Origin of the sequence: Vibrio sp. 10N.222.47.A9, assembly GCF_963872585.1 — a bacterium.
Classification (GTDB): Bacteria; Pseudomonadota; Gammaproteobacteria; order Enterobacterales; family Vibrionaceae; genus Vibrio; species Vibrio splendidus.
Genome location: NZ_CAWNBB010000051.1, coordinates 1 through 22,181, shown reverse-complemented (window position 1 = coordinate 22,181; position 22,181 = coordinate 1). Strand labels below are relative to the sequence as shown.

Here is a 22,181-nt window from a genome sequence, read left to right as displayed (position 1 = left end):
GATACTACGCGTACCGCTTTACCTTCAGCGGTTAGTTCAGCAGCAGCGCTAACCGCTAGCTCAACTTCAGAACCCGTTGCAATGATGATTAGCTCTGGCTTGCCAGCGCAATCTTTCAGGATGTAACCACCCTTCGCGATGTTTGCTACTTGCTCAGCGTCACGATCTTGTTGTGCAAGGTTTTGACGAGAGAAGATAAGTGCAGAAGGACCATCTTTACGCTCGATTGCCAGTTTCCAAGCAACTGCAGATTCAACTTGGTCACATGGGCGCCATGTGCTCATATTTGGAGTCAGACGTAGAGATGCAATCTGCTCAACCGGTTGGTGAGTAGGGCCATCTTCGCCTAGGCCGATAGAATCGTGCGTGTAAACTTGGATGTTCTGAATTTTCATCAAAGCAGCCATACGCATTGCGTTACGCGCGTATTCCATGAACATTAGGAACGTTGCGCCGTATGGTACGAAACCACCGTGCAGAGCGATACCGTTCATGATAGCCGTCATACCGAATTCACGTACACCGTAGTGGATGTAGTTACCTGAGAAATCGTTCGCTTCAAGAGACTTAGAACCAGACCACATAGTCAGGTTAGAAGGCGCAAGGTCAGCAGAGCCGCCCATGAATTCAGGTAGCATAGCGCCGAACGCTTCTAGTGCATTTTGAGATGCTTTACGTGATGCGATGTTTGCTGGGTTAGCTTGAAGGTCAGCAATGATTGCGTTTGCTTTCTCTTCCCATTCAGCTGGAAGCTCGCCGTTAGTACGACGTTTAAATTCTGCTGCTAGCTCTGGGTGAGCAGCTGCGTATGCGTCAAACTTAGCATTCCAAGCCGCTTCTTTCGCTGCGCCCGCTTCTTTCGCATTCCACTCAGCTGCGATATCAGCTGGAATTTCGAAAGGACCGTGTTCCCAACCAAGCGCCGCTTTAGTTGCTGTGATTTCATCAGCACCTAGTGGAGCACCGTGACAGTCGTGCGTACCCGCTTTGTTTGGAGAACCAAAACCGATGATAGTTTTAGTACAGATAAGCGTTGGACGAGGGTCCGCTTTAGCCGCTTCAATAGCCGCGTTGATAGCGTCAGCATCGTGACCATCTACCGCTGGGATTACGTGCCAGCCGTAAGCTTCAAAACGCTTAGGTGTATCGTCAGAGAACCAACCTTCAACTTCGCCATCGATAGAAATACCGTTGTCATCCCAGAAAGCAACCAACTTACCAAGACCTAACGTACCCGCTAGAGAACATGCTTCGTGAGAGATACCTTCCATCAGACAACCATCACCCATGAATGCATAAGTGTAGTGATCGACGATGTCGTGGCCTTCTTTGTTGAACTGTGCAGCCAATGCTTTTTCAGCCATCGCCATACCAACAGCGTTGGTGATGCCTTGACCTAAAGGACCCGTCGTTGTTTCGATACCAGGAGCGTAACCGTACTCTGGGTGACCTGGAGTCTTAGAGTGCAGTTGACGGAAGTTTTTCAGGTCTTCAATTGAAAGCTCGTAACCTGCAAGATGAAGCAGAGAGTAAATCAACATTGAACCATGGCCGTTAGACAGAATAAAACGGTCGCGGTCAGCCCACTCTGGATTTGCTGGGTTGTGGTTCAAGTGACCACGCCAAAGAACTTCAGCGATGTCAGCCATACCCATAGGTGCGCCAGGGTGGCCTGAATTTGCTTGTTGAACGCCATCCATGCTAAGTGCGCGAATTGCATTGGCTAGATCTTTACGAGAAGGCATGTCTGCTCCTGAGTACATAAGCGATTTAAAAAAAGAGATTGATGCTAAAGTTTTCATTTTTATTAGCGCGGGTATTCTCTCAAACGACTTTAGCGACTGCAAACGTTTTACTGGCATTTTAACGGTCACTTTTCGCAATTTTCGAACATTTACATCACTTAGCAATGTGTTATCTCGACCGATACGCAAACGATTAGTTATGACATATCATAAAAAAGAGCTTGTAATTCGACCGCTGGAATTTAGAATAGCCGTCTAGATGTAGAAACACCTACAAAATATACTGTATTTAATGGCGGCGCTTGCTTGCGACGCCTAAAATTATTTGCATTTAACTATTTGCAACTAAAAACTAAACTAAACTAAAAGTGGAGCTCTCATGGCTAAGCACCTATTCACTTCTGAATCTGTTTCAGAAGGCCATCCAGATAAAATTGCAGACCAAATCTCTGATGCTGTTCTTGATGCCATCTTGGAACAAGATCCAAAAGCACGTGTTGCTTGTGAGACTTACGTAAAAACCGGCATGGTTATGGTTGGCGGTGAAGTAACAACGTCTGCATGGGTTGATATCGAAGAAATCACTCGTGAAACAGTTCGTGAAATTGGTTACGTTCATTCTGATATGGGCTTTGACGCAGACTCTTGTGCTGTACTAAACACAATTGGTAAGCAGTCTCCAGATATCAACCAAGGTGTTGATAAAGCCGATCCTAAAGATCAAGGCGCAGGCGACCAAGGCATCATGTTTGGTTACGCGACTAACGAAACACCAATCCTAATGCCAGCTCCAATTACTTACTCTCACCTTCTTGTTAAGAAGCAAGCTGAAGTACGTAAGAGCGGCAAGCTTGATTTCCTTCGCCCAGATGCGAAATCTCAAGTTACGTTCCAATATGACCAAGGTAAGATTGTTGGTATCGACGCAGTTGTTCTTTCAACTCAACACTGTGATTCAGTAACAACACCTGATCTACGTGAAGCGGTAATGGAAGAGATCATCAAGCCAGTACTTCCTGCTGAGTGGATCAACAAAGACACTAACTTCTTCATTAACCCAACAGGCCGTTTCGTAATCGGTGGCCCAATGGGTGACTGTGGTCTAACAGGTCGTAAGATCATCGTTGATACGTACGGCGGCGCAGCTCGTCACGGTGGCGGTGCATTCTCTGGTAAAGATCCATCAAAAGTTGACCGTTCTGCAGCTTACGCAGCGCGTTACGTTGCGAAAAATATCGTTGCTGCTGGCATGGCTGACCGTTGTGAGATTCAACTGTCTTACGCTATCGGCGTTGCAGATCCAACATCTATCATGGTTGAAACGTTTGGTACTGAAAAAGTAGCTCACGAGATCATCATTGAAGCTGTTCGTCAAAACTTCGACCTACGTCCATACGGTCTTCAAGAAATGCTGAACCTTCTTCAGCCTATCTACAAAAAGACGGCTGCATACGGCCACTTCGGTCGTGAAGAGTTCCCTTGGGAAGCGACTGACAAAGCAGCAATCCTTGCGGACTTCGCTGGCCTAAAATAATTTAGCCACTGCGATTTGTTTCTTTAAAGCCCTTACTTCTTAGTAAGGGCTTTATTTTTATGTACTTACCAAACCTTTCCCTACTAGAACACCCTGTCCAAGTCTTCTTTACCGTTAACCACTTAGTATAAAAATCCGCTGATAATTTGTGTTTTCTAGCACTACTGACAATAGTTAAGGTAACTCCTAGGCGATCAAGCTCACATTTAACTTAAATTAATTCAGTCTGATAACGCTCGTTAAATGTACGCAAGAACAATAACTGGGATGACAAAGAGCAATTTAGCTCAACACCATAACGCTCTCGTAAGCGACACCTCAGAGCCTTGTGGAATTATAACTAGGACGTTATTTAACTAGGGGGATCTATGCCTCGTACCGTGCACCCATCCGAACTAAACGATAAGAAACACAAGGTCAGCGATCAGGATTACGCTCGCACTATTCCTTGTAACCAAGTAAGTATATCAGCCCCATTCCACTGGTTATCGCTTGCACTGCATGACTTAGTGAAAATGCCAATAATCAGCGCATTTTACGGATTGTGTTTCATGGCTGCGGCCATCGCCATCGTGCAACTAGTCCAATGGCAAGGAACACACCTAGTCGTCATGCCAAGCTTGATAGTCTATATGTTGATAGGACCCTTTCTTGCTCTAGGCCTATATGACGCAAGCTGGGAAAGAGAGAAAGGACATTCCCCAAGCTTGTTCCACTCAATGAAAGCAATTACTCGCAACTCCACCCACCAATGGGCCTTTGCGATTGTGTTAATGGTTGCAATGATCTTTTGGATGCGGATTGCTGCGTTATTGCATGCGCTTTACCCTTCCGTACAAGGAGCACCATTAAGCGAATTTGCACCATTCCTGATTACGGGTTCGGTGATTGGATTGGTTATCGCTAGCCTGATATTTAGCATCTCAGCATTTTCGATTCCATTGATGATGGAAAGACGTGTAGATGTAATGAGTGCCATTTTTACTAGCTTCAACGCTGTTAAATCAAACATCCCTGCGATGGTCGTTTGGGCTGGTATCATTGGCGCTGGTATCTTAGTCGGCTTTGCGACCTACGGTGTCGGTATGATTGTAACGATGCCATTGCTCGGTTACGGAACATGGCATGCTTACCACGAAATCATCAAGAAGAAACATCACGTTTAAATCGCTTCACGATCGATGAGCAATGTTATAATTAGGCCTTAGCTTAAACGCTGAGGCTTTTTTTGGAGTTAACAACGCTTGTCTTACACCCCGCAACAACATCGAGTAAATAAGAAACTGGGCGAATGCCTAGCTATCGCTAATCAACATTTTTCTCGTGAATTTCCATGCCCAACCGTCACTTACAAGTTAAGAGGAAAGGCAGCGGGAAAAGCCTACCTCCAGTTAAACGAGATAAAACTCAACCAAGTGCTACTCAGCGAAAATGAAGACGCCTTTATTAGCGAAGTCGTGCCTCATGAACTCGCACATCTGATCACACATCAGGTATTTGGACGAGTTAGGCCTCACGGGAATGAGTGGAAATATGTGATGGAAAAGGTATTCAATGTACCGGCCAGAACCACCCACAGCTTAGAGATAACCTCAGTTCAGGGAAAAACCTTTGAGTACCGCTGTGATTGCACTACTTATCCCCTGTCGATTAGAAGACACAACAAAGTCATCCGTAACCAATCAACTTATCGTTGCCAACAATGTCAGCAAACCTTAGCTTTTACCGGCCTTCAATTGAGCTAAGTCTTAATCTCACAAGGTAACGCGAATAAATGTAATAAAGAGAACTAACATTTGAGTGCTAGACTGTTGTTTATCATACTTTCATCAGTCTTTTTCCATGCAAAAAACCACTCAAAAAGCATTTGGCCTGTTGGTGCCTTTCTACTTATCAATAGTATTTGGCCTACTGGTAACCCAAAGCGTTTTCGCCGCTCCACCAAGCTCATTCTCTAAAGCAAAAAAAGAAGCAGTGAAGATTTATCTCGATCACCCGACTTCATTTTATTGTGGTTGTGACATCACTTGGAAAGACAAAAAGAAAGGTATCCCCGACCTCGATGGCTGTGGTTATCAAGTGAGAAAACAGCAAAAACGCGCTTCGCGTATTGAGTGGGAACACGTGGTTCCAGCTTGGCAATTTGGCCACCAGCGTCAGTGCTGGCAGGATGGCGGACGTAAGAACTGCACTCGCAATGACAGAGTATTTAAATCGATGGAAGCCGATCTTCACAACCTGACTCCGGCAATTGGCGAGGTTAACGGTGATCGCTCCAATTACAATTTCAGTCAGTGGAATGGAATGGATGGTGTGAGTTACGGTCAGTGTGAAATGCAGGTCAACTTCAAACAGCGTAAAGTTATGCCACCAGACAGAGCAAAAGGTTCTATCGCGCGTACTTATCTTTACATGAGCCAAGAGTATGGTTTCAAGCTCTCTAAGCAGCAAACTAACCTGATGATGGCGTGGAACAAGCAATTCCCTGTCGATCAGTGGGAATGTACTCGTGATGAGCGAATCCATACCATCCAGGGGAATCACAACCCATTTGTATTCCCTGCTTGTAAATAACACGACTCAGGCAACCAACATCTCCAATTGCCTCCATCTCAAACAAGAGTTTCAGAATTGCCTCTGAAACTCTTGCTCTACCCTTGTTTTTTCAACTAAAAGCATCCATGTTAGGCAGAGACAAAATACCCAAATGACACTATTTATAGGTTTACCAGCATGAGAATCCCTCGTATCCATCACCCAGAACGCATTCATCAGTTAGGTTCACTCGCTTTAGGCGAAGATGCCGCGGGTCATGTTGGTCGAGTCCTTCGTATGAAAGAAGGTCAAGATGTTCTTCTATTTGATGGCAGTGGCGCTGAATTCCCTGCGACAATTGCTGAAGTATCAAAAAAGAACGTCACAGTTAATGTTACTGAACGTATCGAACGTAGCAGCGAATCTCCGTTAGACTTACATTTAGGCCAAGTGATTTCACGTGGCGACAAAATGGAATTCACGATTCAGAAATCGGTTGAGCTTGGTGCCAACACCATTACCCCGCTGATTTCAGAGCGCTGTGGCGTTAAACTGGATACTAAACGCTTCGAGAAAAAGCTCGCGCAGTGGCAAAAGATTGCTATCGCAGCATGTGAACAATCTGGTCGTAATACGGTTCCGGTTATACGCCCAATCATGCAACTTGAAGAGTGGTGCAGCGAACCGAGTGAAGCGTTGAAGCTAAACCTGCATCCTCGTGCAAAATACTCAATCAATACCCTTCCAGAACCCGTCAGTAAGGTGCGCCTATTGATCGGTCCGGAAGGCGGACTGTCAGCTGAAGAAATCGGCATGACAGAACAATACAAATTTGAAGAGACGCTACTCGGCCCACGTGTACTTCGTACCGAGACAGCAGCTCTAACCGCAATTACTGCCTTACAAGTCCGTTTTGGCGATCTAGGCTAGGAGAAAAAAATGATCAAACTTGGCATCGTAATGGATCCAATTTCATCCATTAACATCAAAAAAGACTCTAGCTTTGCCATGATGCTTGAAGCTCAGCGTCGTGGTTACGAAATCCATTACATGGAAATGGATGATCTACATTTAGATCAAGGCGTAGCCATTGCTGACACTAAGGTTGTTGAACTAAAAGAAGATCCAAACGGCTGGTACGAATTCAAATCAGAACAGACTATCGCTCTCTCTGATTTAGATGCGGTACTGATGCGTAAAGATCCTCCGTTTGATACAGAATACATCTACGCAACTTACATTCTTGAGCGTGCTGAAGAGAACGGCGCACTGATCGTAAACAAGCCACAAAGCTTACGTGACTGTAACGAGAAGCTATTCACGGCTTGGTTCCCTGAACTGACACCGACCACCATCGTGACTCGTAAAGCTGAAAAAATTAAAGCGTTCCGAGAAGAACACGGTGACGTGATTCTAAAACCACTTGATGGCATGGGCGGCGCGTCTATCTTCCGAGTGAAAGAAGGCGATCCAAACGTATCAGTGATCATTGAAACACTGACTAACCACGGCCAAAACTACGCAATGGCACAAACCTTTGTTCCGGACATCAGCAATGGTGATAAGCGTATTCTTGTGGTTGACGGTGAACCAATGCCTTACTGTCTAGCGCGTATTCCTGCAAAAGGGGAAACTCGAGGTAACCTTGCTGCTGGCGGTACAGGTGAAGCTCGTCCTCTAAGTGAAACAGACTGGGCTATCGCAAGAGCAGTTGCTCCTGCACTGAAAGAGAAAGGCTTAATCTTTGTTGGGCTTGATGTTATCGGTGACAAGCTGACTGAAATTAACGTGACTAGTCCTACTTGTATCCGTGAAATTGAAGCCGCTTTTGATATTTCAGTTACAGGTAAATTAATGGATGCAATTGAGCGTCGCGTTAACGCTAAATAGCCTAAACTAAAGAAAGCCTTAGCTATTCGAAAACACAGAAATATCTAGGCAAAGAACAATGAGCGGCTTTACGCCGCTCTTTTTCCTTTACTGGGAACACACTGGCAGGAGGCTCTATGAATTTAACGAACCACTTTCTGGTTGCTATGCCCGGAATGAAAGACCCGTACTTTCAAAATTCGGTGATTTACCTTTGTGAGCACAATGACGAAGGCGCAATGGGTTTGATGATCAACGCCCCTATCGATGTCACTGTCGGTAGCATGCTTAAGCAAGTTGAGGTTGATTCTGACCAGCCAAAATCCAACCAAGCAAGTCTTGATAAGCCTGTATTGAATGGTGGGCCGGTCGCAGAAGACCGTGGGTTTATTTTGCACAAACCTAAAGGTAGCTATCAATCCAGTATCAGCATGACGGATCAAATCTCGGTGACAACCTCAAAAGATATCTTGATGGTGTTAGGTACAGAAGATGAACCGATGAATTATCTAGTCGCACTTGGTTATGCAGGGTGGGAACCCGGGCAACTGGAAACCGAACTGACCGAGAACTCATGGTTAACTGTAGAAGCTGATCCAAAGGTCATCTTCGATACACCGATTTCTGACCGCTGGAAAGTCGCCGTGCAGATGTTAGGCATTAATGCGGCTCAGCTTTCAGCAGACGCTGGTCACGCCTAACTCAGACTCAGACTCAGACTCAGTATATAAACTCTCAAACACAGATTAATTTGGAAACCCCATGTCACGAACAATTATGGCATTTGACTACGGTACAAAAAGTATCGGCAGTGCGATAGGACAAGAGATCACAGGTACAGCTAGCCCTTTAAAAGCCTTTAAGGCGAAAGATGGCATCCCGAACTGGGATGACATCGAAAAGCAAATCAAGGAGTGGCAGCCGAATCTTATCGTGGTTGGTCTTCCTACCGACCTTCATGGTAAAGATCTAGCCGCGATTACACCAAGGGCGAAGAAGTTTGCCAATCGCCTAAAAGGGCGCTTTGGTGTCGATGTTGAACTGCATGATGAAAGACTTTCTACGACAGAAGCAAGGGCCGACCTTTTTGAAATGGGCGGCTATAAAGCACTAAGCAAAGGTAATGTCGATAACCAATCCGCAGTTGTGATTCTAGAAAGTTGGTTTGAAGCACAATATTCTTAGTTAAAACTAAGTGATTAACATTTGAGCTAATTTATGATCCCACACGAATTTCACGCCGTAGTGTCAGTGCAATTCATAATAAGGACGTGGGAGTTCATATGAAAGTTTTTCTAGTCATCTTCGCTTCTCTAGCAATCACAGCATGTAGCTCTATGAGCGGAGGCTCAGCAAGTTATACCGGTGAACAATATCCGACAAAAATCAAATTAGAGAAGGAACGAGGATATTCTGGTAACAACAATAGTTACGGCAACCACTAATATATCCAGACCAAAAAAACCGCCCTCACAGCGGTTTTTTTAGCATTCAGCATCAATCTAACCCATATCAATCTTCACGCCAGCCAAAGCTCCGGTTCCGTAGTCATCATCACCACGTCTGGTTTTTAGCATTAAGCGTAAGTCATTCGCGGAATCAGCACTGTGGAATGCGTCTTCTTCACTGATCTTGCCTGCAAGCACCAAGTCATACAAAGCTTGGTCAAAAGTCTGCATACCAATCTCTTTCGATTTAGCCATAGTCGCTTTTAGTTCATGCAACTCACCACGACGAATCAAGTCAGACACTCGCGGGCTGTTGAGTAGAATCTCAAACACGCCATGGCGACCGCTGCCATTCTTATCTCGGATTAATTGCTGAGCGACCACACCACGCAGGTTCATCGACAGATCAAACAAGAACTGCTCTTTCTGTTCTTTCGGCACCAAGTGAAGAATACGTTCTAACGCTTGGTTGGCATTATTAGCGTGCAGTGTTGCCATACACAAGTGGCCCGTTTCAGCAAAGGTCATCGCGTATTCCATGGTTTCACGGCTACGGATTTCGCCAATCAAAATCATATCTGGCGCTTGACGCAATGAGTTCTTAAGCGCGACTTCGTAACTCTCGGTGTCGAGCCCGACCTCACGTTGTGTCACGATGCACTTTTTATGTTCGTGAACGAATTCAATTGGATCTTCAACCGTCAAAATATGCCCTGAGCGGTTGGTATTGCGATAGCCTGTCATTGCGGCCATCGAGGTTGATTTACCAGAACCTGTTGCCCCAACCACCAGCACAAGTCCGCGCTTAGCGATTGAAAGGTCTTGCAGCACATCAGGAAGCTTTAATTGCTCAAAGGTTGGGATGTTAGTCTCGATACGTCGAATGACCGCTCCAGGTAGCTCTCGTTGAAAGAATGCACTGACACGAAAACGACCAAAGTCACGTACGATGGCAAAATTAGCCTCTCGCGTTTGCTGATATTCATCGCGTCGGTCTTGATCCATCATCGCATCAAGTAACTGAGCAACCTGAGCCGCATTCAATTTCTCGCCTTGAGGTCGCAGTTCACCATCGACACGAAACAGGATAGGCGCATCAACGGTGATATAAAGATCCGATGCTTTTTGAGATAGCATCCCTTCAAGGATTTGATTCAATTCCATTTTGTTCACCTTGATTAAAACATTGAGGTTTCAATTTCGATCTTTTTCTCGACCTCTTCTGAATCAACCAGACCTTGAGCCATCAGCTGCTTCGCATTTTGCTCCATGGTCTGCATACCGTGTGCCGCGCCCGTTTGAATGATCGAATACATCTGCGCGACCTTGTCTTCACGGATCAAGTTTCTAATCGCAGGTGTCGCCATCATGATTTCATGACAAGCCACACGACCGCCACCAACACGCTTTAACAGCTTCTGGGCAATCACCGAACGTAACGATTCAGACAGCATTGAACGCACCATGTCTTTGTCGCTACCCGGGAATACATCGATAATACGGTCGATAGTTTTTGCCGCAGAGCTCGTGTGCAAGGTACCAAACACTAAGTGGCCAGTTTCAGCTGCGGTTAGCGCTAAGCTGATCGTCTCTTGGTCACGAAGCTCACCAACAAGGATTACGTCTGGATCTTCACGTAACGCACTGCGCAGCGCAGCTTTGAAGCTGTGAGTGTCGCGGTGCACTTCTCGTTGGTTGATTAGGCATTTGTTGTTGGTATGAACAAATTCGATCGGGTCTTCAATCGTCAATATATGTTTATTATGGTTACGGTTAACGTAATCTACCATAGCAGCCAAAGTTGTCGACTTACCTGAACCCGTCGGCCCTGTGACCAATACTAGCCCTTTTTCATAATTAGATATTCTTTCAAATATCTCAGGAGCCCCTAGCTGTTCAAGGGTAGGAATCTCTACTGGAATGGTACGAAATACAGCAGAGCAGCCACGAGATTGGTTAAAAGCATTAACACGGAAACGACCAACGTTGGGTAATTCAAAAGAGAAGTCGACTTCCAGTTTTTCTTCGAACTCACCGCGTTGTGAATCACTCATGATCTCAAAAACCAAACGATGCACATCAGCATGACTCAAAGCTGGTATTCCAAGCTTCCTTACTTCACCATCTATACGTACCATTGGAGATACACCCGCAGAAAGATGTAGATCTGACGCGTTATGCTTTACACTAAAATCTAGTAACTCAGTGATATCCATTTATTTTCCCTTAAGTAAAGTCAGCTATGAGTAGTATTCAACAAAATATCGAACAAATCACCTCACAGATACGTAGTGCTGAGCAAAAGTGCGGACGAGCTCCAGAGTCCGTGCAACTTTTAGCCGTCAGCAAAACTAAACCTATTGATGCGATTCTAGAAGCCGCACTCGGAGGCCAAGTTGCCTTTGGTGAAAACTATGTTCAAGAAGGTGTTGATAAAGTAAAACACTTTTCAGAACAACATTCTAACCTAAATTTAGAGTGGCATTTTATTGGCCCAATTCAATCCAATAAAACCCGCCCAATCGCAGAAAGCTTCCAATGGGTACATTCCGTTGAACGCGACAAGATCGCACAAAGACTTAATGACCAACGACCAAGCGAACTTCCACCTTTGCAAGTTTTGATTCAGGTAAACACCAGTGGTGAAGAATCCAAGTCTGGAACGTCAGAAGAAACAGTTTTTGCACTAGCGGAGTTGATTTCATCGCTCCCTAACCTCACTTTAAGAGGATTGATGTCGATTCCTGCAAACGTATCTGACTATCAATCTCAGCTTAATGCATTTTCTCAACTGGCGGAGCTTAAAGACAAGCTAGCCGCAAAGTATCCAAACATAGATACCCTTTCGATGGGTATGAGTGGTGATATGGATGCAGCAGTTGAGGCTGGCAGCACAATGGTTCGTATTGGAACGGCTATCTTCGGTGCTCGTAATTACGCGAAATAGCACAGCACGTAACAAAAAATAGCTACAGCAAGCAACAACAAGTAGCAACGAAAAATACAGTATTGATACCGCTTCGCTTTAACCGCGCAGCGACACGCTCAGGATTTTATATATGGAACATAAGAACATCGCCTTTATTGGGGCGGGAAATATGGTTCGCTCGATTGTAGCGGGCTTAGTGGCGAGTGGTTACCCAGCGCAAAAGATTACTGCAACAGCGCCTTCAGACACCAGAAGGCTGCCGTTAGAGCAAGAGTACGGCATCAATACCACCAGCGATAATATTGCCGCAGCAGAACAAGCAGACGTTGTTGTGTTATCCGTGAAGCCACAAATGATGGCTGATGTATGTAAACCCTTACAAGATATCGACTTCAGCAACAAACTGGTTATCTCAATTGCCGCGGGTATTAATGCGAATCGACTCAATGAGATGTTAAACTGCCAGCTGAACCTTGTTCGTGTGATGCCAAACACGCCATCACTACTTGGTAAAGGGATGAGCGGCCTTTATGCTGACTCAACGGTTAGTCAGGGCGATAAAGAGTTCGCTTCTCAGCTAATGCAAGCCGTAGGTGAGGTAAGCTGGGTTGAACAAGAGTCTGGTATCAACAACATCATTGCAGCGGCAGGGAGTGCTCCGGCTTACTTCTTCCTGTTTATGGAAGCGATGCAAGCTGAAGCAATTAACCAAGGTTTTGACCAAGAAACCGCTCGTAAATTAGTGCAGCAATCTGCATTAGGCGCGGCAGAGATGGTAGTAGCAAATCCAAATACTGAATTATCAACACTGCGTGAGCAAGTGACTTCAAAAGGCGGAACGACCGCAGAAGCATTGCGCACGTTTAACGACCATCAACTATCAGACATCGTAGCGAAAGCCATGCAAGCGGCGGTTGCTCGAGCTGAAGAGATGGAAAAACTGTTTTAATACTCGTTACAGTACAAAAGCATTGTGCCGTTCGGGTGATACCTAGCGGCAAGTAAATCCGAAAAAGGAAACAATATGAATTCGATGAGCTTTCTGATCTCGACCGTTTTTGATCTTTACATCATGGTTGTGATCTTGCGTATCTGGCTACAAGCATCACGTGCAGATTTCTACAACCCATTCTCACAATTTATCGTAAAAGCGACACAACCGGTTGTTGCCCCTCTACGCCGAGTGATTCCATCAATAGGAAGCCTTGACCTTGCGACAGTTGTTTTCGCTTATGTGCTGTGTGTACTTAAGTTCGTCGCTCTAAACTTGATTATCTCTGGCGGTGCGGCTGTATTTGATATCAGCTTCCTGATCTTTGGCGCACTATCTCTGCTCAAAGCGGCTGGTGGGTTAATTTTCTGGGTTCTGCTAATCCGTGCAATCCTGAGCTGGGTTAGCCAAGGCCGTAGCCCAATCGAATACGTATTCCATCAGTTAACAGAACCAATGCTAACGCCAATTCGCCGTATCCTTCCTGATATGGGTGGCTTCGACCTAAGTGTGCTTGTTCTGTTCATTGTTCTGCAATTTGCGAACTTCCTAATGGGCGACATGATCGGTCCTATTTGGTATCAGCTATAATTCAAGTACGAACAATCAGGTACTTTGACGATGCCAAAAGCAGTTTGGGCCGAAGAAGAAGATATTCTTCTTAGGCTCTATATCCAACCCAAGGCAAGCCGCGATAAAATCGTTGGCTTACACGGAGAGGAACTGAAAATTGCCATTACTGCACCACCGGTTGATGGCAAAGCAAATGCTCACTTAGCGAAATATCTTGCGAAGCAATTTAAGGTCGCTAAAGGGCAAATTAAGATAGAGAAGGGAGAGCTCGGTCGGCATAAGCAAGTTCGAATATGCTCACCAAGCCAGATCCCAACTGAAGTCAAAGCCATCCTATGATGGCTTTTTGCTATTTATTGGAGTCATTATGCGTCTATGGATAACAGCACTACTCACCGCTCTGATTGCCCTACCAAGCTCGGCAGGACAGTTTAAAAGTATCAAGGATGTCGAGGTTCATTACTCGGCTTTCAATTCCACGTTTTTAACTGCACAGGTTGCTAAGCAATATAAGCTGAAACGAAACGGATACTCAGCGATTCTAAATATCAGCGTGCTAGACAACGCTTCCCTAGGCAAGCCTGCAACAACGGCTAAAATTACGGGAACAGCACGAAACCTAGTAGGTAACACTCGCACGCTTAACTTCCGTGAAATAAAGGAAGGCGATGCGATTTATTACCTTGCAGAGCTCCCTATCACTCACGAAGAAAACATCACTTTTAATATTGATGTTAACGCAGGTTTGAAAGGCACAGGTCCACTGCGTTTCACACAAAAATTCTATATAGAAGAGTAGCTTAAAAGCTCACTTTTCTAGTCATTAACTTATTAGAGCCACATCCCCATGAGTAAGATTGTTTTAGCAACAGGCAACCAAGGCAAAGTTCGCGAGATGGCAGATATTCTGTCTGAGTTTGGTTTCGACGTTGTCGCGCAAAGTGAGTTTAACGTTTCAGAAGTCGCTGAAACGGGAACAACTTTCATTGAAAATGCCATCATCAAAGCTCGCCACGCTGCGAAAGAGACAGGGCTACCAGCCATTGCTGACGATTCTGGCTTAGAAGTTGATTACCTTAATGGTGCACCCGGTATCTACTCAGCGCGTTACTCAGGTGAAGGGGCGACTGATCAGCAGAACATCGAAAAGCTGTTAGATGCCATGCAAGGTGTGGCTACTGAAAAGCGTACCGCTCGTTTTCACTGTGTATTGGTGCTAATGCGTCACGAAAACGATCCAACACCATTGGTGTGTCACGGTAAATGGGAAGGTCGTATTCTGACTGAAGAACACGGTGAGAATGGCTTTGGCTACGATCCTGTATTCTTTGTACCAGAAGATAACTGCGCCTCAGCAGAGCTTGAATCGTCACGTAAGAAGCAACTGTCACACCGTGGTAAAGCCCTCGCGTCATTATTTAAGACTCTCAAGGAGCAAGCTCTGTAATGCACAATGCAGCGCTAATACCACCCGCACTCAGCCTCTATGTCCACATCCCATGGTGTGTACAAAAGTGTCCGTATTGTGATTTTAACTCTCACGCTCTAAAAGCCGAGATTCCTGAAAAAAAGTACATCGATGCTCTGCTTGAGGATCTCGATACCGATATCGAAAAATACCAACTCAATGGCGCACCTCGCCTATTGCATTCGATCTTTATTGGTGGCGGCACGCCGAGTCTATTTTCTCCAGAAGGAATAGGTCGATTGCTGCAAGGTATTGAACAGCGCATCCCGTTCAAACCTGAAATAGAAATTACCATGGAGGCCAACCCGGGAACTATCGAAGCTGAGCGTTTTGCTGGTTATCAAAAAGCAGGGGTTAGTCGAATCTCGGTGGGCGTGCAAAGTTTTGAGCAAGAGAAACTGGAAAGGCTTGGGCGTATTCACGGTCAAGACGAAGCTGTCAACGCAGCTCATTTAGCGCATAAAATCGGACTAAATAGCTTCAACCTAGATCTAATGCACGGCTTACCCGATCAAAGCATTGATCAGGCCTTGGCTGATTTGGACAAAGCGATCGAGCTCGATCCTCCACATTTATCTTGGTATCAGCTAACAATAGAACCTAACACCATGTTCTATTACAAAACACCAAAGCTACCTGACGATGATGACCTTTGGGATATCTTCGACTTAGGCCATAAGAAGCTCGCAGACGCAGGTTATGTACAGTATGAAATTTCAGGCTACAGCAAGCCGGGATATCAGTGTCAGCATAATCTCAACTACTGGCGCTTTGGTGACTACCTAGGTATTGGCTGTGGCTCTCATGGCAAGCTGAGCTTTGCAGATGGACGTATTGTTCGCACTACTAAGGTTAAACACCCTAGAGGCTACCTAGCCGCGTATCAGAATCTGGTGAAGCCCTATCTGTCGGATGAACTTGAAGTACCTAATGAGGACCGCCCTTTCGAGTTCTTCATGAACCGCTTCAGGCTAATGGAAGCGTGTCCAAAACAAGACTTTATTGATACGACTGGGTTAGAGTTTGATTCGATTCAGCCAACGATAAAGTGGGCCAAAGAGCTCGGTTATCTTAATGAAACCGACAGCCATTGGCAGATCACTGAAAAAGGAAAACTTTTCCTCAACGATTTGCTGGAAGCCTTCATGGCAGAAGAAGACGAATAGATTCGAGAAGTATTGTGTAAGGGTTGGCTTTAGGGTCAACCCTTTCTAGTTTGCGCGCAAACAAATAATAGATTCCCGATTACACTCCTTCGTCGCTATCGGGAATGACGGGCATAAAACAAGTCTTATCTCCCAAAAGTTAGGAGCCAGTGCGTCGAAAGTTAAAAACAACACCGTCATCCTCAAGAACGAGGGACGAGTGAGTTGGGGATCTCTTGCAAATGTAGCCCCCAACTTAAAGCGCTTTTAGAAAATAGAACGACCAATACGCTCTGAGAGCAATTCTAAAGCCTGAGTTCCCGCCAGTGAATTACCCGACGCGTCCAGTTCTGGAGACCACACCGCGATCGTCATTTCGCCAGGAACAATCGCAATAATCCCACCGCCAACACCAGACTTTCCTGGCATACCAACACGATAAGCAAACTCTCCCGCCCCATCGTACAAACCACATGTCGCAAGCAAAGCATTCAGCTGTTTGGTTTGAACTGGAGTGATGATCTCTTTCTTGGTCTGAACCGACACACCTTTGTTTGCCAAATAGCTAAAGGTCTTCGCCAAATCAACACAGGTCATTTTAAGCGCACAAGCATGAAAGTAATTGTTAAGTACGGGGATAACATCGTTCTCAAAATTACCAAATGAACGCATCAAATAAGCGATGGCAGCATTGCGATCGCTGTGCATCATTTCAGAAGCCGCCACAACCTTGTCATACACAATATGAGTATCACCTGATAGCTGACGTACAAATTCTAATAAACGGTGTCTTGGTGCAGATAGACGGCTTTGCAATAAGTCAGCAACGATAATCGCACCTGCGTTAATAAACGGGTTACGAGGGATGCCGTGTTCCATCTCAAGCTGAATCATCGAGTTAAAGGCTTGCCCTGAAGGCTCCTTCCCTACTCGCTGCCATATCTCTTCAGGCTTATACAACACCATAGCCAACGTCAGGCTTAAAGCTTTAGAGATAGATTGCACTGAGAAAGCCTCATCGGCATCGCCAGCTTGAATGACTTCACCTTCATTGGTGTATACCGCAATCGCCAGTTTCTGATTAGATACACGAGCCAATGCAGGAATATAATCAGCGACCTTTCCCTGACCAATTAAAGGGCGAACTTCATCTAAAATCTCGGCCAAAATAGCTTGAGTTGGTTTCATGTGTGCTTACTTCTTTATTGTTATTTTTGTAGGGGGTGTGACATTACTTTCTGTCCTTAAACCTTTATCGCAATAAAAGCCTAAGGACAAAAAAGCCAACACTACAATAATGTTGGCTTTTATCAATCCCATAAAGTGTAGGGTTTAATCCTAAGTCGGATTCACCTTCACTTAATTTGATTCAGAATTACTTAGTACGCTTGAACTTAATGTCCCAAACACCATGACCTAAACGGTGGCCACGCGCTTCAAACTTAGTCAGCGGACGCTCGTCTGGACGAGGAATGTAATCCCCATCTTCAGCGATATTCTTGAAGCCTGGAGCAACGTTCATCACTTCAATCATATGTTCTGCGTAGTTTTCCCAGTCTGTTGCCATGTGGAAAATACCAGTATCAAGTTGCAGCTTACCGCGAACCATCTCTGCAAACTCAGCCTTAACAATACGACGTTTGTGGTGACGAGCTTTATGCCATGGGTCAGGGAAGAACAGTTGCAGTGTATGCAGGCTGCTGTCTGGGATCATGTGTTCAAATACTTCTACTGCATCGTGACACATTACACGTAGGTTAGTTACGCCAGCATCGCGAGCTGTACCTAAACACGCACCAACACCTGGGCTGTGAACTTCAATACCTAAGAAATTTTTCTCAGGTGCGTTCTTTGCCATTTCAACCAGTGATGCACCCATACCGAAGCCAATTTCTAGTACAACAGGGTTGTCGTTGCCAAACACTTCTTTCCAATTAAGAAGTTCTGGATTGTAGTCGATACCCATTGTTGGCCAACATTCGTTCATCGCGTTTTCTTGGCCTTTTGTTAAGCGGCCTTCGCGGCGAACAAAACTACGGATCTTACGAACCAGTTTGCCGTCTTCAGTATATTCGTTAGTGGTCACTTCACTCATTGATTTTTGCCTGCACATTGATTAATCAAAGCGGGGATTATCCAAAGAATTGCCTCCGGTGCAAGTCTTTCCGTGGATAAATTCCCACACAATTTGTCTGTTTTACATCCAACCGTAAGTGTGGTGCAATTTCACTCCTAATAATAGCAAAGCATAGAGCATGTCGTGACTCCTTTCGCAACCGCCATATTAAAGTGGTATGACGCCTTTGGGCGTAAAGAATTACCTTGGCAACAAAACAAAACCGCCTACACCGTTTGGCTATCTGAAATTATGCTTCAGCAGACTCAAGTGGTCACGGTGATTCCATACTACCAACGCTTTTTAGAACGCTTTCCAACGGTTATTGACCTAGCGAACGCCGAGCAAGATGAGGTGCTGCACTTATGGACAGGGCTTGGCTATTACGCGCGAGCTCGTAACTTACACAAGGCTGCCAAGATTGTTGCCGAGCAATACGGTGGCGAATTTCCGCTTTCTATCGAAGAAATGAACGCACTACCGGGTATTGGACGCTCTACTGCCGCTGCAGTGCTGTCTTCTGTTCACAAGCTTCCTCACGCGATTCTTGATGGCAACGTCAAGCGCACCTTAGCGAGAAGCTTCGCTGTAGAGGGTTGGCCGGGGCAAAAGAAAGTCGAGAACCAGCTGTGGGAACATGCAGAAGCACACACTCCTAATCAAGATGTCGATAAGTACAATCAAGCAATGATGGACATGGGTGCGATGGTTTGTACTCGTAGTAAGCCTAAATGTACGTTGTGCCCAATTGAAAGCATGTGTGAAGCTAAGAAGCTTGATAGACAGCTTGATTTCCCTGGTAAAAAACCTAAGAAAGAAAAGCCAGTAAAAGAAACATGGTTTGTGATTCTGTACCACAACAATCAAGTATGGCTCGAACAACGCCCTCAATCTGGTATATGGGGAGGACTATTCTGTTTCCCTCAAAATGAAAACGCAGAGATCGAACATCAGTTAGATCTTCGTTCGGTCAAAGACAATGAAACAGATTCGGTCAAGACCATGATTGCGTTTAGACATACTTTCAGCCACTACCACTTAGATATCACGCCTGTATTAGTAAAATTAGATAAACAACCAGATTTGATAATGGAAGGGACTAAAGGTCTCTGGTATAACTTATCAAAACCGGAAGAAATTGGCCTAGCCGCTCCTGTAAAGCAGCTTATTGAGAGCCTACCCTTTGAACTGAACGACGACGTTTGAATCAACGAACGCGATAAGAGGAACCACTATGAGCCGCACTGTATTTTGTGCTCGCCTTCAAAAAGATGCTGAAGGCCTAGATTTTCAACTTTACCCAGGTGACTTAGGTAAGCGTATCTTTGACAACATCTCTAAAGAAGCTTGGGGACAATGGCAAAGCAAGCAAACCATGCTTATCAATGAGAAGAAGCTAAACATGATGGATCCTGAACATCGTAAACTTCTTGAAACTGAGATGGTTAACTTCCTTTTTGAAGGTAAAGATGTCGTTATTGATGGCTACACTCCACCAAGCGAATAAGACATTTATTTAAGCAAATTTTAATGACATCATGGTTAACGCTGCGATGTCATTTTTGTATGAGGAACTATGAAAAAGCTAAGTTACTTCCTAACAGCCATGTTGTTAACTGGCTGCAGTCGTGAATTTGTCGAAAGCATTTATGATGTTAATTACGAACCAACCAACCGATTTGTAAGTAATTTAGCGGAGCTACCCGGTCAATTTGAAAAAGACACTGGTGCGTTAGATTCTTTAATTAATAGCTTTTCTGGCAATATCAAAAAACGTTGGGGCAGCAGTGAAGTAAAGATGGCGGGCAAGAGTAACTATGTGAAATACATAGATAATTACTTGAGCCGTTCAGAAGTAAACTTTAGCCAAGGCCTGATCACAGTTGAAACCGTATCCTCAACGGATCCTAAAAAGCACCTCAAAAATGCAATAATGACGACACTTTTGACGCCAGATGATCCTGCGAATGTCGACCTATTCTCTTCCAAAAGCATCAAGTTAGAAGGTCAACCTTTCCTCTATAACCAAGTCGTTGATCAGGATAAGAAGCCTATCCAATGGACATGGCGTGCTAACAAATTTGCTGATTACCTGATCGCCAATAACCTAAAAACCAAGGAAGTCGACTTTAAAAAAGCGTATTACGTCGAAATTCCAATGGTGGCCGATCACGCCAGCAAACGAAGCTATAAGTACGCAGACATCGTTCGTCGCGCTTCTCAACGTTATGACATCCCTGAAGACTTGATTTACGCAATCATCAAAACAGAGAGTAGCTTTAACCCATACGCTGTGAGTTGGGCGAACGCTTATGGTCTTATGCAGGTGGTCCCCAAAACGGCAGGCCGAGATGTCTTTAAGCTCGTCAAAAAGAAACCTGGAGAACCAAGTCCTGAGTACTTATTCAATCCAGAAAACAACATAGATGCTGGCACTGCATACTTTTACATCCTTAAAAATCGTTATTTGAAGGACGTGCAGCACCCAACCACGCTTGAGTACAGCATGATCTCAGCATACAACGGCGGTACTGGTGGCGTACTCAATACCTTCAGCAAAGACCGAAAACGGGCAATGCGCGACTTAAATTCGTTGCAACCTAGTCAAGCTTACTGGGCACTGACAAAGAAACACCCAAACAAAGAGTCGCGTCGATACTTAGAAAAAGTAACAAAATTCAAGAAAGATTTTAACCAAGGTAAAACGTAAGCCTCACTTTTGAATAAAAAAACAACTAACGAACGTTTTTTTTAATTATTTTCAAAAAAGGTGTTGACGGTTATGCAGAAAATCCGTTTAATAGCGCTCCGTTGCCCGGATAGCTCAGTCGGTAGAGCAGAGGATTGAAAATCCTCGTGTCGGTGGTTCGATTCCGCCTCCGGGCACCACAATTTGATTTGTTGGTGTCATTACTCTTTAACAGGGAGTAGCAACACGAACAAAAGCATAAAGAATTTAGTGTGCCGACTTAGCTCAGTAGGTAGAGCAACTGACTTGTAATCAGTAGGTCACCAGTTCGACTCCGGTAGTCGGCACCATTCTTTTGCCTCGATAGCTCAGTCGGTAGAGCAGCGGATTGAAAATCCGCGTGTCGGTGGTTCGATTCCGCCTCGAGGCACCATTATTTGGTACTTAACAAATAATGGTCTTTATAGACCTGATGTTGAGACAAGTAATTCCCCTTTAGTTCAGTTGGTAGAACGGCGGACTGTTAATCCGTATGTCGCAAGTTCAAGTCTTGCAAGGGGAGCCATTTTCAAGAACTTCATTTTATATGAGGTTTTAATTAGAGAGTTTACTCTCTAAAGCAAAGAATTTAGTGTGCCGACTTAGCTCAGTAGGTAGAGCAACTGACTTGTAATCAGTAGGTCACCAGTTCGACTCCGGTAGTCGGCACCATTCTTTTGCCTCGATAGCTCAGTCGGTAGAGCAGCGGATTGAAAATCCGCGTGTCGGTGGTTCGATTCCGCCTCGAGGCACCATTATTTGGTGCTTAACAAATAATGGTCTTTATGGATTATTTATATCTAAAAGAACATTGTTAAACACAAATAATTCCCCTTTAGTTCAGTTGGTAGAACGGCGGACTGTTAATCCGTATGTCGCAAGTTCAAGTCTTGCAAGGGGAGCCACATTCAAGAAAGCCAAGTCGAAAGACTTGGCTTTTTTTCGTTTGAGCAAAAGCTAACTCTATTCAGTATTGCCGCCAACTCAACATCAAGCCCAGATCATCCCCATAAAGTTAAAGCATCCCTTTCCTATCTCGACAGTACCCATCCTTGAATTCGTTCAAACCCTCTCGATACAAACTAATACCAATTCCATTA

The 22,181-nt window shown here is 44.9% G+C and carries 24 protein-coding genes and 7 tRNA genes; 26 read left to right on the top strand and 5 right to left on the bottom strand.

Going from position 1 to position 22,181, the window contains the following annotated elements; translation table 11 throughout:
* On the bottom strand, nt 1–1,745 hold a 1,745-nt coding region (tkt, locus tag AACT19_RS16350; RefSeq protein ID WP_242658958.1), incomplete at its 3' end, for a transketolase.
* A 379-nt stretch (nt 1,746–2,124) separates the two neighbouring features.
* Between tkt and metK the strand changes: the two genes are divergently transcribed.
* From metK to AACT19_RS16305, 9 genes are all read left to right on the top strand, one after another.
* Nucleotides 2,125–3,279: a methionine adenosyltransferase gene (gene metK, locus AACT19_RS16345; protein WP_004735487.1), complete on the top strand. Its 1,155-nt coding sequence runs from the start codon at nt 2,125–2,127 to the stop codon at nt 3,277–3,279.
* 368 nt (nt 3,280–3,647) lie between these two features.
* Nucleotides 3,648–4,445, top strand: a complete 798-nt coding sequence (locus AACT19_RS16340) for a DUF2189 domain-containing protein (protein ID WP_004735486.1) — start codon at nt 3,648–3,650, stop codon at nt 4,443–4,445.
* A 78-nt stretch (nt 4,446–4,523) separates the two neighbouring features.
* Nucleotides 4,524–5,024, top strand: coding sequence for a SprT family zinc-dependent metalloprotease (locus AACT19_RS16335; protein WP_076647422.1), 501 nt, complete (start codon nt 4,524–4,526; stop codon nt 5,022–5,024).
* A 97-nt stretch (nt 5,025–5,121) separates the two neighbouring features.
* Nucleotides 5,122–5,853: an endonuclease gene (locus tag AACT19_RS16330; protein WP_076647419.1), complete on the top strand. Its 732-nt coding sequence runs from the start codon at nt 5,122–5,124 to the stop codon at nt 5,851–5,853.
* A 159-nt stretch (nt 5,854–6,012) separates the two neighbouring features.
* Nucleotides 6,013–6,744, top strand: a complete 732-nt coding sequence (gene rsmE / locus AACT19_RS16325) for a 16S rRNA (uracil(1498)-N(3))-methyltransferase (protein WP_004735483.1) — start codon at nt 6,013–6,015, stop codon at nt 6,742–6,744.
* A 9-nt stretch (nt 6,745–6,753) separates the two neighbouring features.
* A complete protein-coding gene (gene gshB / locus AACT19_RS16320; RefSeq protein WP_004735482.1) occupies nt 6,754–7,704 on the top strand; it encodes a glutathione synthase in 951 nt (316 codons plus the stop codon).
* Between the two features lie 116 nt (nt 7,705–7,820).
* Nucleotides 7,821–8,384 carry a YqgE/AlgH family protein gene (locus tag AACT19_RS16315; protein ID WP_004735481.1) on the top strand — a complete coding sequence of 188 codons (564 nt, stop codon included), beginning with the start codon at nt 7,821–7,823 and terminating at the stop codon, nt 8,382–8,384.
* 61 nt (nt 8,385–8,445) lie between these two features.
* Nucleotides 8,446–8,868, top strand: coding sequence for a Holliday junction resolvase RuvX (ruvX, locus tag AACT19_RS16310; RefSeq protein ID WP_004735480.1), 423 nt, complete (start codon nt 8,446–8,448; stop codon nt 8,866–8,868).
* A 98-nt stretch (nt 8,869–8,966) separates the two neighbouring features.
* Nucleotides 8,967–9,128 (top strand): hypothetical protein, encoded by a 162-nt coding sequence (locus tag AACT19_RS16305; RefSeq protein ID WP_020699822.1) that lies wholly within the window; start codon nt 8,967–8,969, stop codon nt 9,126–9,128.
* A gap of 57 nt (nt 9,129–9,185) precedes the next feature.
* On the opposite strand, the gene AACT19_RS16300 is transcribed toward AACT19_RS16305, so the two are convergent.
* Together AACT19_RS16300 and AACT19_RS16295 are read right to left on the bottom strand one after the other, a co-directional pair.
* Nucleotides 9,186–10,295 (bottom strand): PilT/PilU family type 4a pilus ATPase, encoded by a 1,110-nt coding sequence (locus tag AACT19_RS16300; RefSeq protein WP_004735479.1) that lies wholly within the window; start codon nt 10,293–10,295, stop codon nt 9,186–9,188.
* Nucleotides 10,296–10,309: 14 nt separating this feature from the next.
* Entirely contained in the window at nt 10,310–11,347 is a 1,038-nt protein-coding gene (locus AACT19_RS16295; protein WP_004735478.1) for a type IV pilus twitching motility protein PilT, read from the bottom strand.
* Between the two features lie 26 nt (nt 11,348–11,373).
* On the opposite strand from AACT19_RS16295, the gene AACT19_RS16290 reads away from it, so the two are divergent.
* The 7 genes from AACT19_RS16290 (at nt 11,374) to hemW (ending at nt 16,258) form a co-directional block, all read left to right on the top strand.
* The gene (locus AACT19_RS16290) at nt 11,374–12,078 is read left to right on the top strand and encodes a YggS family pyridoxal phosphate-dependent enzyme (RefSeq protein ID WP_076647417.1); all 705 of its coding nucleotides are present in this window, start codon (nt 11,374–11,376) and stop codon (nt 12,076–12,078) included.
* 112 nt (nt 12,079–12,190) lie between these two features.
* Entirely contained in the window at nt 12,191–13,009 is an 819-nt protein-coding gene (gene proC / locus AACT19_RS16285) for a pyrroline-5-carboxylate reductase (protein WP_017077774.1), read from the top strand.
* 75 nt (nt 13,010–13,084) lie between these two features.
* On the top strand, nt 13,085–13,642 hold the full coding sequence (locus AACT19_RS16280; protein WP_004735475.1) for a YggT family protein: 558 nt from the start codon (nt 13,085–13,087) through the stop codon (nt 13,640–13,642).
* A gap of 30 nt (nt 13,643–13,672) precedes the next feature.
* Complete coding sequence (gene yggU / locus AACT19_RS16275; RefSeq protein WP_016798773.1) at nt 13,673–13,963, top strand: DUF167 family protein YggU; 291 nt, start codon at nt 13,673–13,675, stop codon at nt 13,961–13,963.
* 28 nt (nt 13,964–13,991) lie between these two features.
* Nucleotides 13,992–14,423, top strand: coding sequence for a DUF4426 domain-containing protein (locus tag AACT19_RS16270; protein WP_076647414.1), 432 nt, complete (start codon nt 13,992–13,994; stop codon nt 14,421–14,423).
* Between the two features lie 48 nt (nt 14,424–14,471).
* The gene (locus AACT19_RS16265) at nt 14,472–15,071 is read left to right on the top strand and encodes an XTP/dITP diphosphatase (protein ID WP_004735471.1); all 600 of its coding nucleotides are present in this window, start codon (nt 14,472–14,474) and stop codon (nt 15,069–15,071) included.
* Nucleotides 15,071–16,258: a radical SAM family heme chaperone HemW gene (hemW, locus tag AACT19_RS16260; RefSeq protein WP_076647411.1), complete on the top strand. Its 1,188-nt coding sequence runs from the start codon at nt 15,071–15,073 to the stop codon at nt 16,256–16,258. The genes AACT19_RS16265 and hemW overlap by 1 nt, the downstream gene beginning before the upstream one ends.
* 246 nt (nt 16,259–16,504) lie before the next feature.
* Here the strand turns inward: hemW and glsB are convergent, their stop codons facing one another.
* Together glsB and trmB are read right to left on the bottom strand one after the other, a co-directional pair.
* A complete protein-coding gene (gene glsB, locus AACT19_RS16255; protein WP_004735469.1) occupies nt 16,505–17,425 on the bottom strand; it encodes a glutaminase B in 921 nt (306 codons plus the stop codon).
* Nucleotides 17,426–17,612: 187 nt separating this feature from the next.
* Nucleotides 17,613–18,332: a tRNA (guanosine(46)-N7)-methyltransferase TrmB gene (trmB, locus tag AACT19_RS16250; protein WP_029222028.1), complete on the bottom strand. Its 720-nt coding sequence runs from the start codon at nt 18,330–18,332 to the stop codon at nt 17,613–17,615.
* Nucleotides 18,333–18,497: 165 nt separating this feature from the next.
* Here trmB and mutY point away from each other — a divergent pair, with 165 nt between their 5' ends.
* The 10 genes from mutY to AACT19_RS16200 all read left to right on the top strand — a co-directional run bounded on the left by mutY (nt 18,498) and on the right by AACT19_RS16200 (nt 21,986).
* Nucleotides 18,498–19,559 (top strand): A/G-specific adenine glycosylase, encoded by a 1,062-nt coding sequence (gene mutY, locus AACT19_RS16245; protein ID WP_076647408.1) that lies wholly within the window; start codon nt 18,498–18,500, stop codon nt 19,557–19,559.
* Nucleotides 19,560–19,587: 28 nt separating this feature from the next.
* Nucleotides 19,588–19,860, top strand: coding sequence for an oxidative damage protection protein (locus AACT19_RS16240; RefSeq protein WP_004735465.1), 273 nt, complete (start codon nt 19,588–19,590; stop codon nt 19,858–19,860).
* A gap of 69 nt (nt 19,861–19,929) precedes the next feature.
* Entirely contained in the window at nt 19,930–21,063 is a 1,134-nt protein-coding gene (mltC, locus tag AACT19_RS16235) for a membrane-bound lytic murein transglycosylase MltC (RefSeq protein ID WP_065682914.1), read from the top strand.
* 103 nt (nt 21,064–21,166) lie between these two features.
* Nucleotides 21,167–21,242 (top strand) — tRNA-Phe (locus tag AACT19_RS16230).
* A 74-nt stretch (nt 21,243–21,316) separates the two neighbouring features.
* Nucleotides 21,317–21,392: transfer RNA gene (locus AACT19_RS16225), tRNA-Thr, on the top strand.
* Nucleotides 21,393–21,399: 7 nt separating this feature from the next.
* Nucleotides 21,400–21,475, top strand: a tRNA-Phe gene (locus tag AACT19_RS16220).
* Nucleotides 21,476–21,531: 56 nt separating this feature from the next.
* Nucleotides 21,532–21,607, top strand: a tRNA-Asn gene (locus AACT19_RS16215).
* A gap of 70 nt (nt 21,608–21,677) precedes the next feature.
* Nucleotides 21,678–21,753, top strand: a tRNA-Thr gene (locus tag AACT19_RS16210).
* A gap of 7 nt (nt 21,754–21,760) precedes the next feature.
* Nucleotides 21,761–21,836 (top strand) — tRNA-Phe (locus AACT19_RS16205).
* A gap of 74 nt (nt 21,837–21,910) precedes the next feature.
* A tRNA-Asn gene (locus AACT19_RS16200) sits at nt 21,911–21,986 on the top strand.
* Nucleotides 21,987–22,181: the final 195 nt, after the last annotated feature.

Excerpts from the sequence above, each read along its gene's own strand:
- AACT19_RS16265 (WP_004735471.1), top strand. The coding sequence starts at position 14,472 with ATGAGTAAGATTGTTTTAGCAACAGGCAACCAAGGCAAAGTTCGCGAG.
- hemW (WP_076647411.1), top strand. The coding sequence starts at position 15,071 with ATGCACAATGCAGCGCTAATACCACCCGCACTCAGCCTCTATGTCCAC.
- AACT19_RS16290 (WP_076647417.1), top strand. The coding sequence starts at position 11,374 with ATGAGTAGTATTCAACAAAATATCGAACAAATCACCTCACAGATACGT.
- rsmE (WP_004735483.1), top strand. The coding sequence starts at position 6,013 with ATGAGAATCCCTCGTATCCATCACCCAGAACGCATTCATCAGTTAGGT.
- glsB (WP_004735469.1), bottom strand. The coding sequence starts at position 17,425 with ATGAAACCAACTCAAGCTATTTTGGCCGAGATTTTAGATGAAGTTCGC.
- AACT19_RS16305 (WP_020699822.1), top strand. The coding sequence starts at position 8,967 with ATGAAAGTTTTTCTAGTCATCTTCGCTTCTCTAGCAATCACAGCATGT.
- gshB (WP_004735482.1), top strand. The coding sequence starts at position 6,754 with ATGATCAAACTTGGCATCGTAATGGATCCAATTTCATCCATTAACATC.
- AACT19_RS16315 (WP_004735481.1), top strand. The coding sequence starts at position 7,821 with ATGAATTTAACGAACCACTTTCTGGTTGCTATGCCCGGAATGAAAGAC.
- AACT19_RS16280 (WP_004735475.1), top strand. The coding sequence starts at position 13,085 with ATGAATTCGATGAGCTTTCTGATCTCGACCGTTTTTGATCTTTACATC.
- trmB (WP_029222028.1), bottom strand. The coding sequence starts at position 18,332 with ATGAGTGAAGTGACCACTAACGAATATACTGAAGACGGCAAACTGGTT.
- AACT19_RS16330 (WP_076647419.1), top strand. The coding sequence starts at position 5,122 with ATGCAAAAAACCACTCAAAAAGCATTTGGCCTGTTGGTGCCTTTCTAC.
- AACT19_RS16300 (WP_004735479.1), bottom strand. The coding sequence starts at position 10,295 with ATGGAATTGAATCAAATCCTTGAAGGGATGCTATCTCAAAAAGCATCG.
- AACT19_RS16340 (WP_004735486.1), top strand. The coding sequence starts at position 3,648 with ATGCCTCGTACCGTGCACCCATCCGAACTAAACGATAAGAAACACAAG.
- AACT19_RS16295 (WP_004735478.1), bottom strand. The coding sequence starts at position 11,347 with ATGGATATCACTGAGTTACTAGATTTTAGTGTAAAGCATAACGCGTCA.
- mltC (WP_065682914.1), top strand. The coding sequence starts at position 19,930 with ATGAAAAAGCTAAGTTACTTCCTAACAGCCATGTTGTTAACTGGCTGC.
- ruvX (WP_004735480.1), top strand. The coding sequence starts at position 8,446 with ATGTCACGAACAATTATGGCATTTGACTACGGTACAAAAAGTATCGGC.
- metK (WP_004735487.1), top strand. The coding sequence starts at position 2,125 with ATGGCTAAGCACCTATTCACTTCTGAATCTGTTTCAGAAGGCCATCCA.
- AACT19_RS16270 (WP_076647414.1), top strand. The coding sequence starts at position 13,992 with ATGCGTCTATGGATAACAGCACTACTCACCGCTCTGATTGCCCTACCA.
- yggU (WP_016798773.1), top strand. The coding sequence starts at position 13,673 with ATGCCAAAAGCAGTTTGGGCCGAAGAAGAAGATATTCTTCTTAGGCTC.
- AACT19_RS16240 (WP_004735465.1), top strand. The coding sequence starts at position 19,588 with ATGAGCCGCACTGTATTTTGTGCTCGCCTTCAAAAAGATGCTGAAGGC.
- proC (WP_017077774.1), top strand. The coding sequence starts at position 12,191 with ATGGAACATAAGAACATCGCCTTTATTGGGGCGGGAAATATGGTTCGC.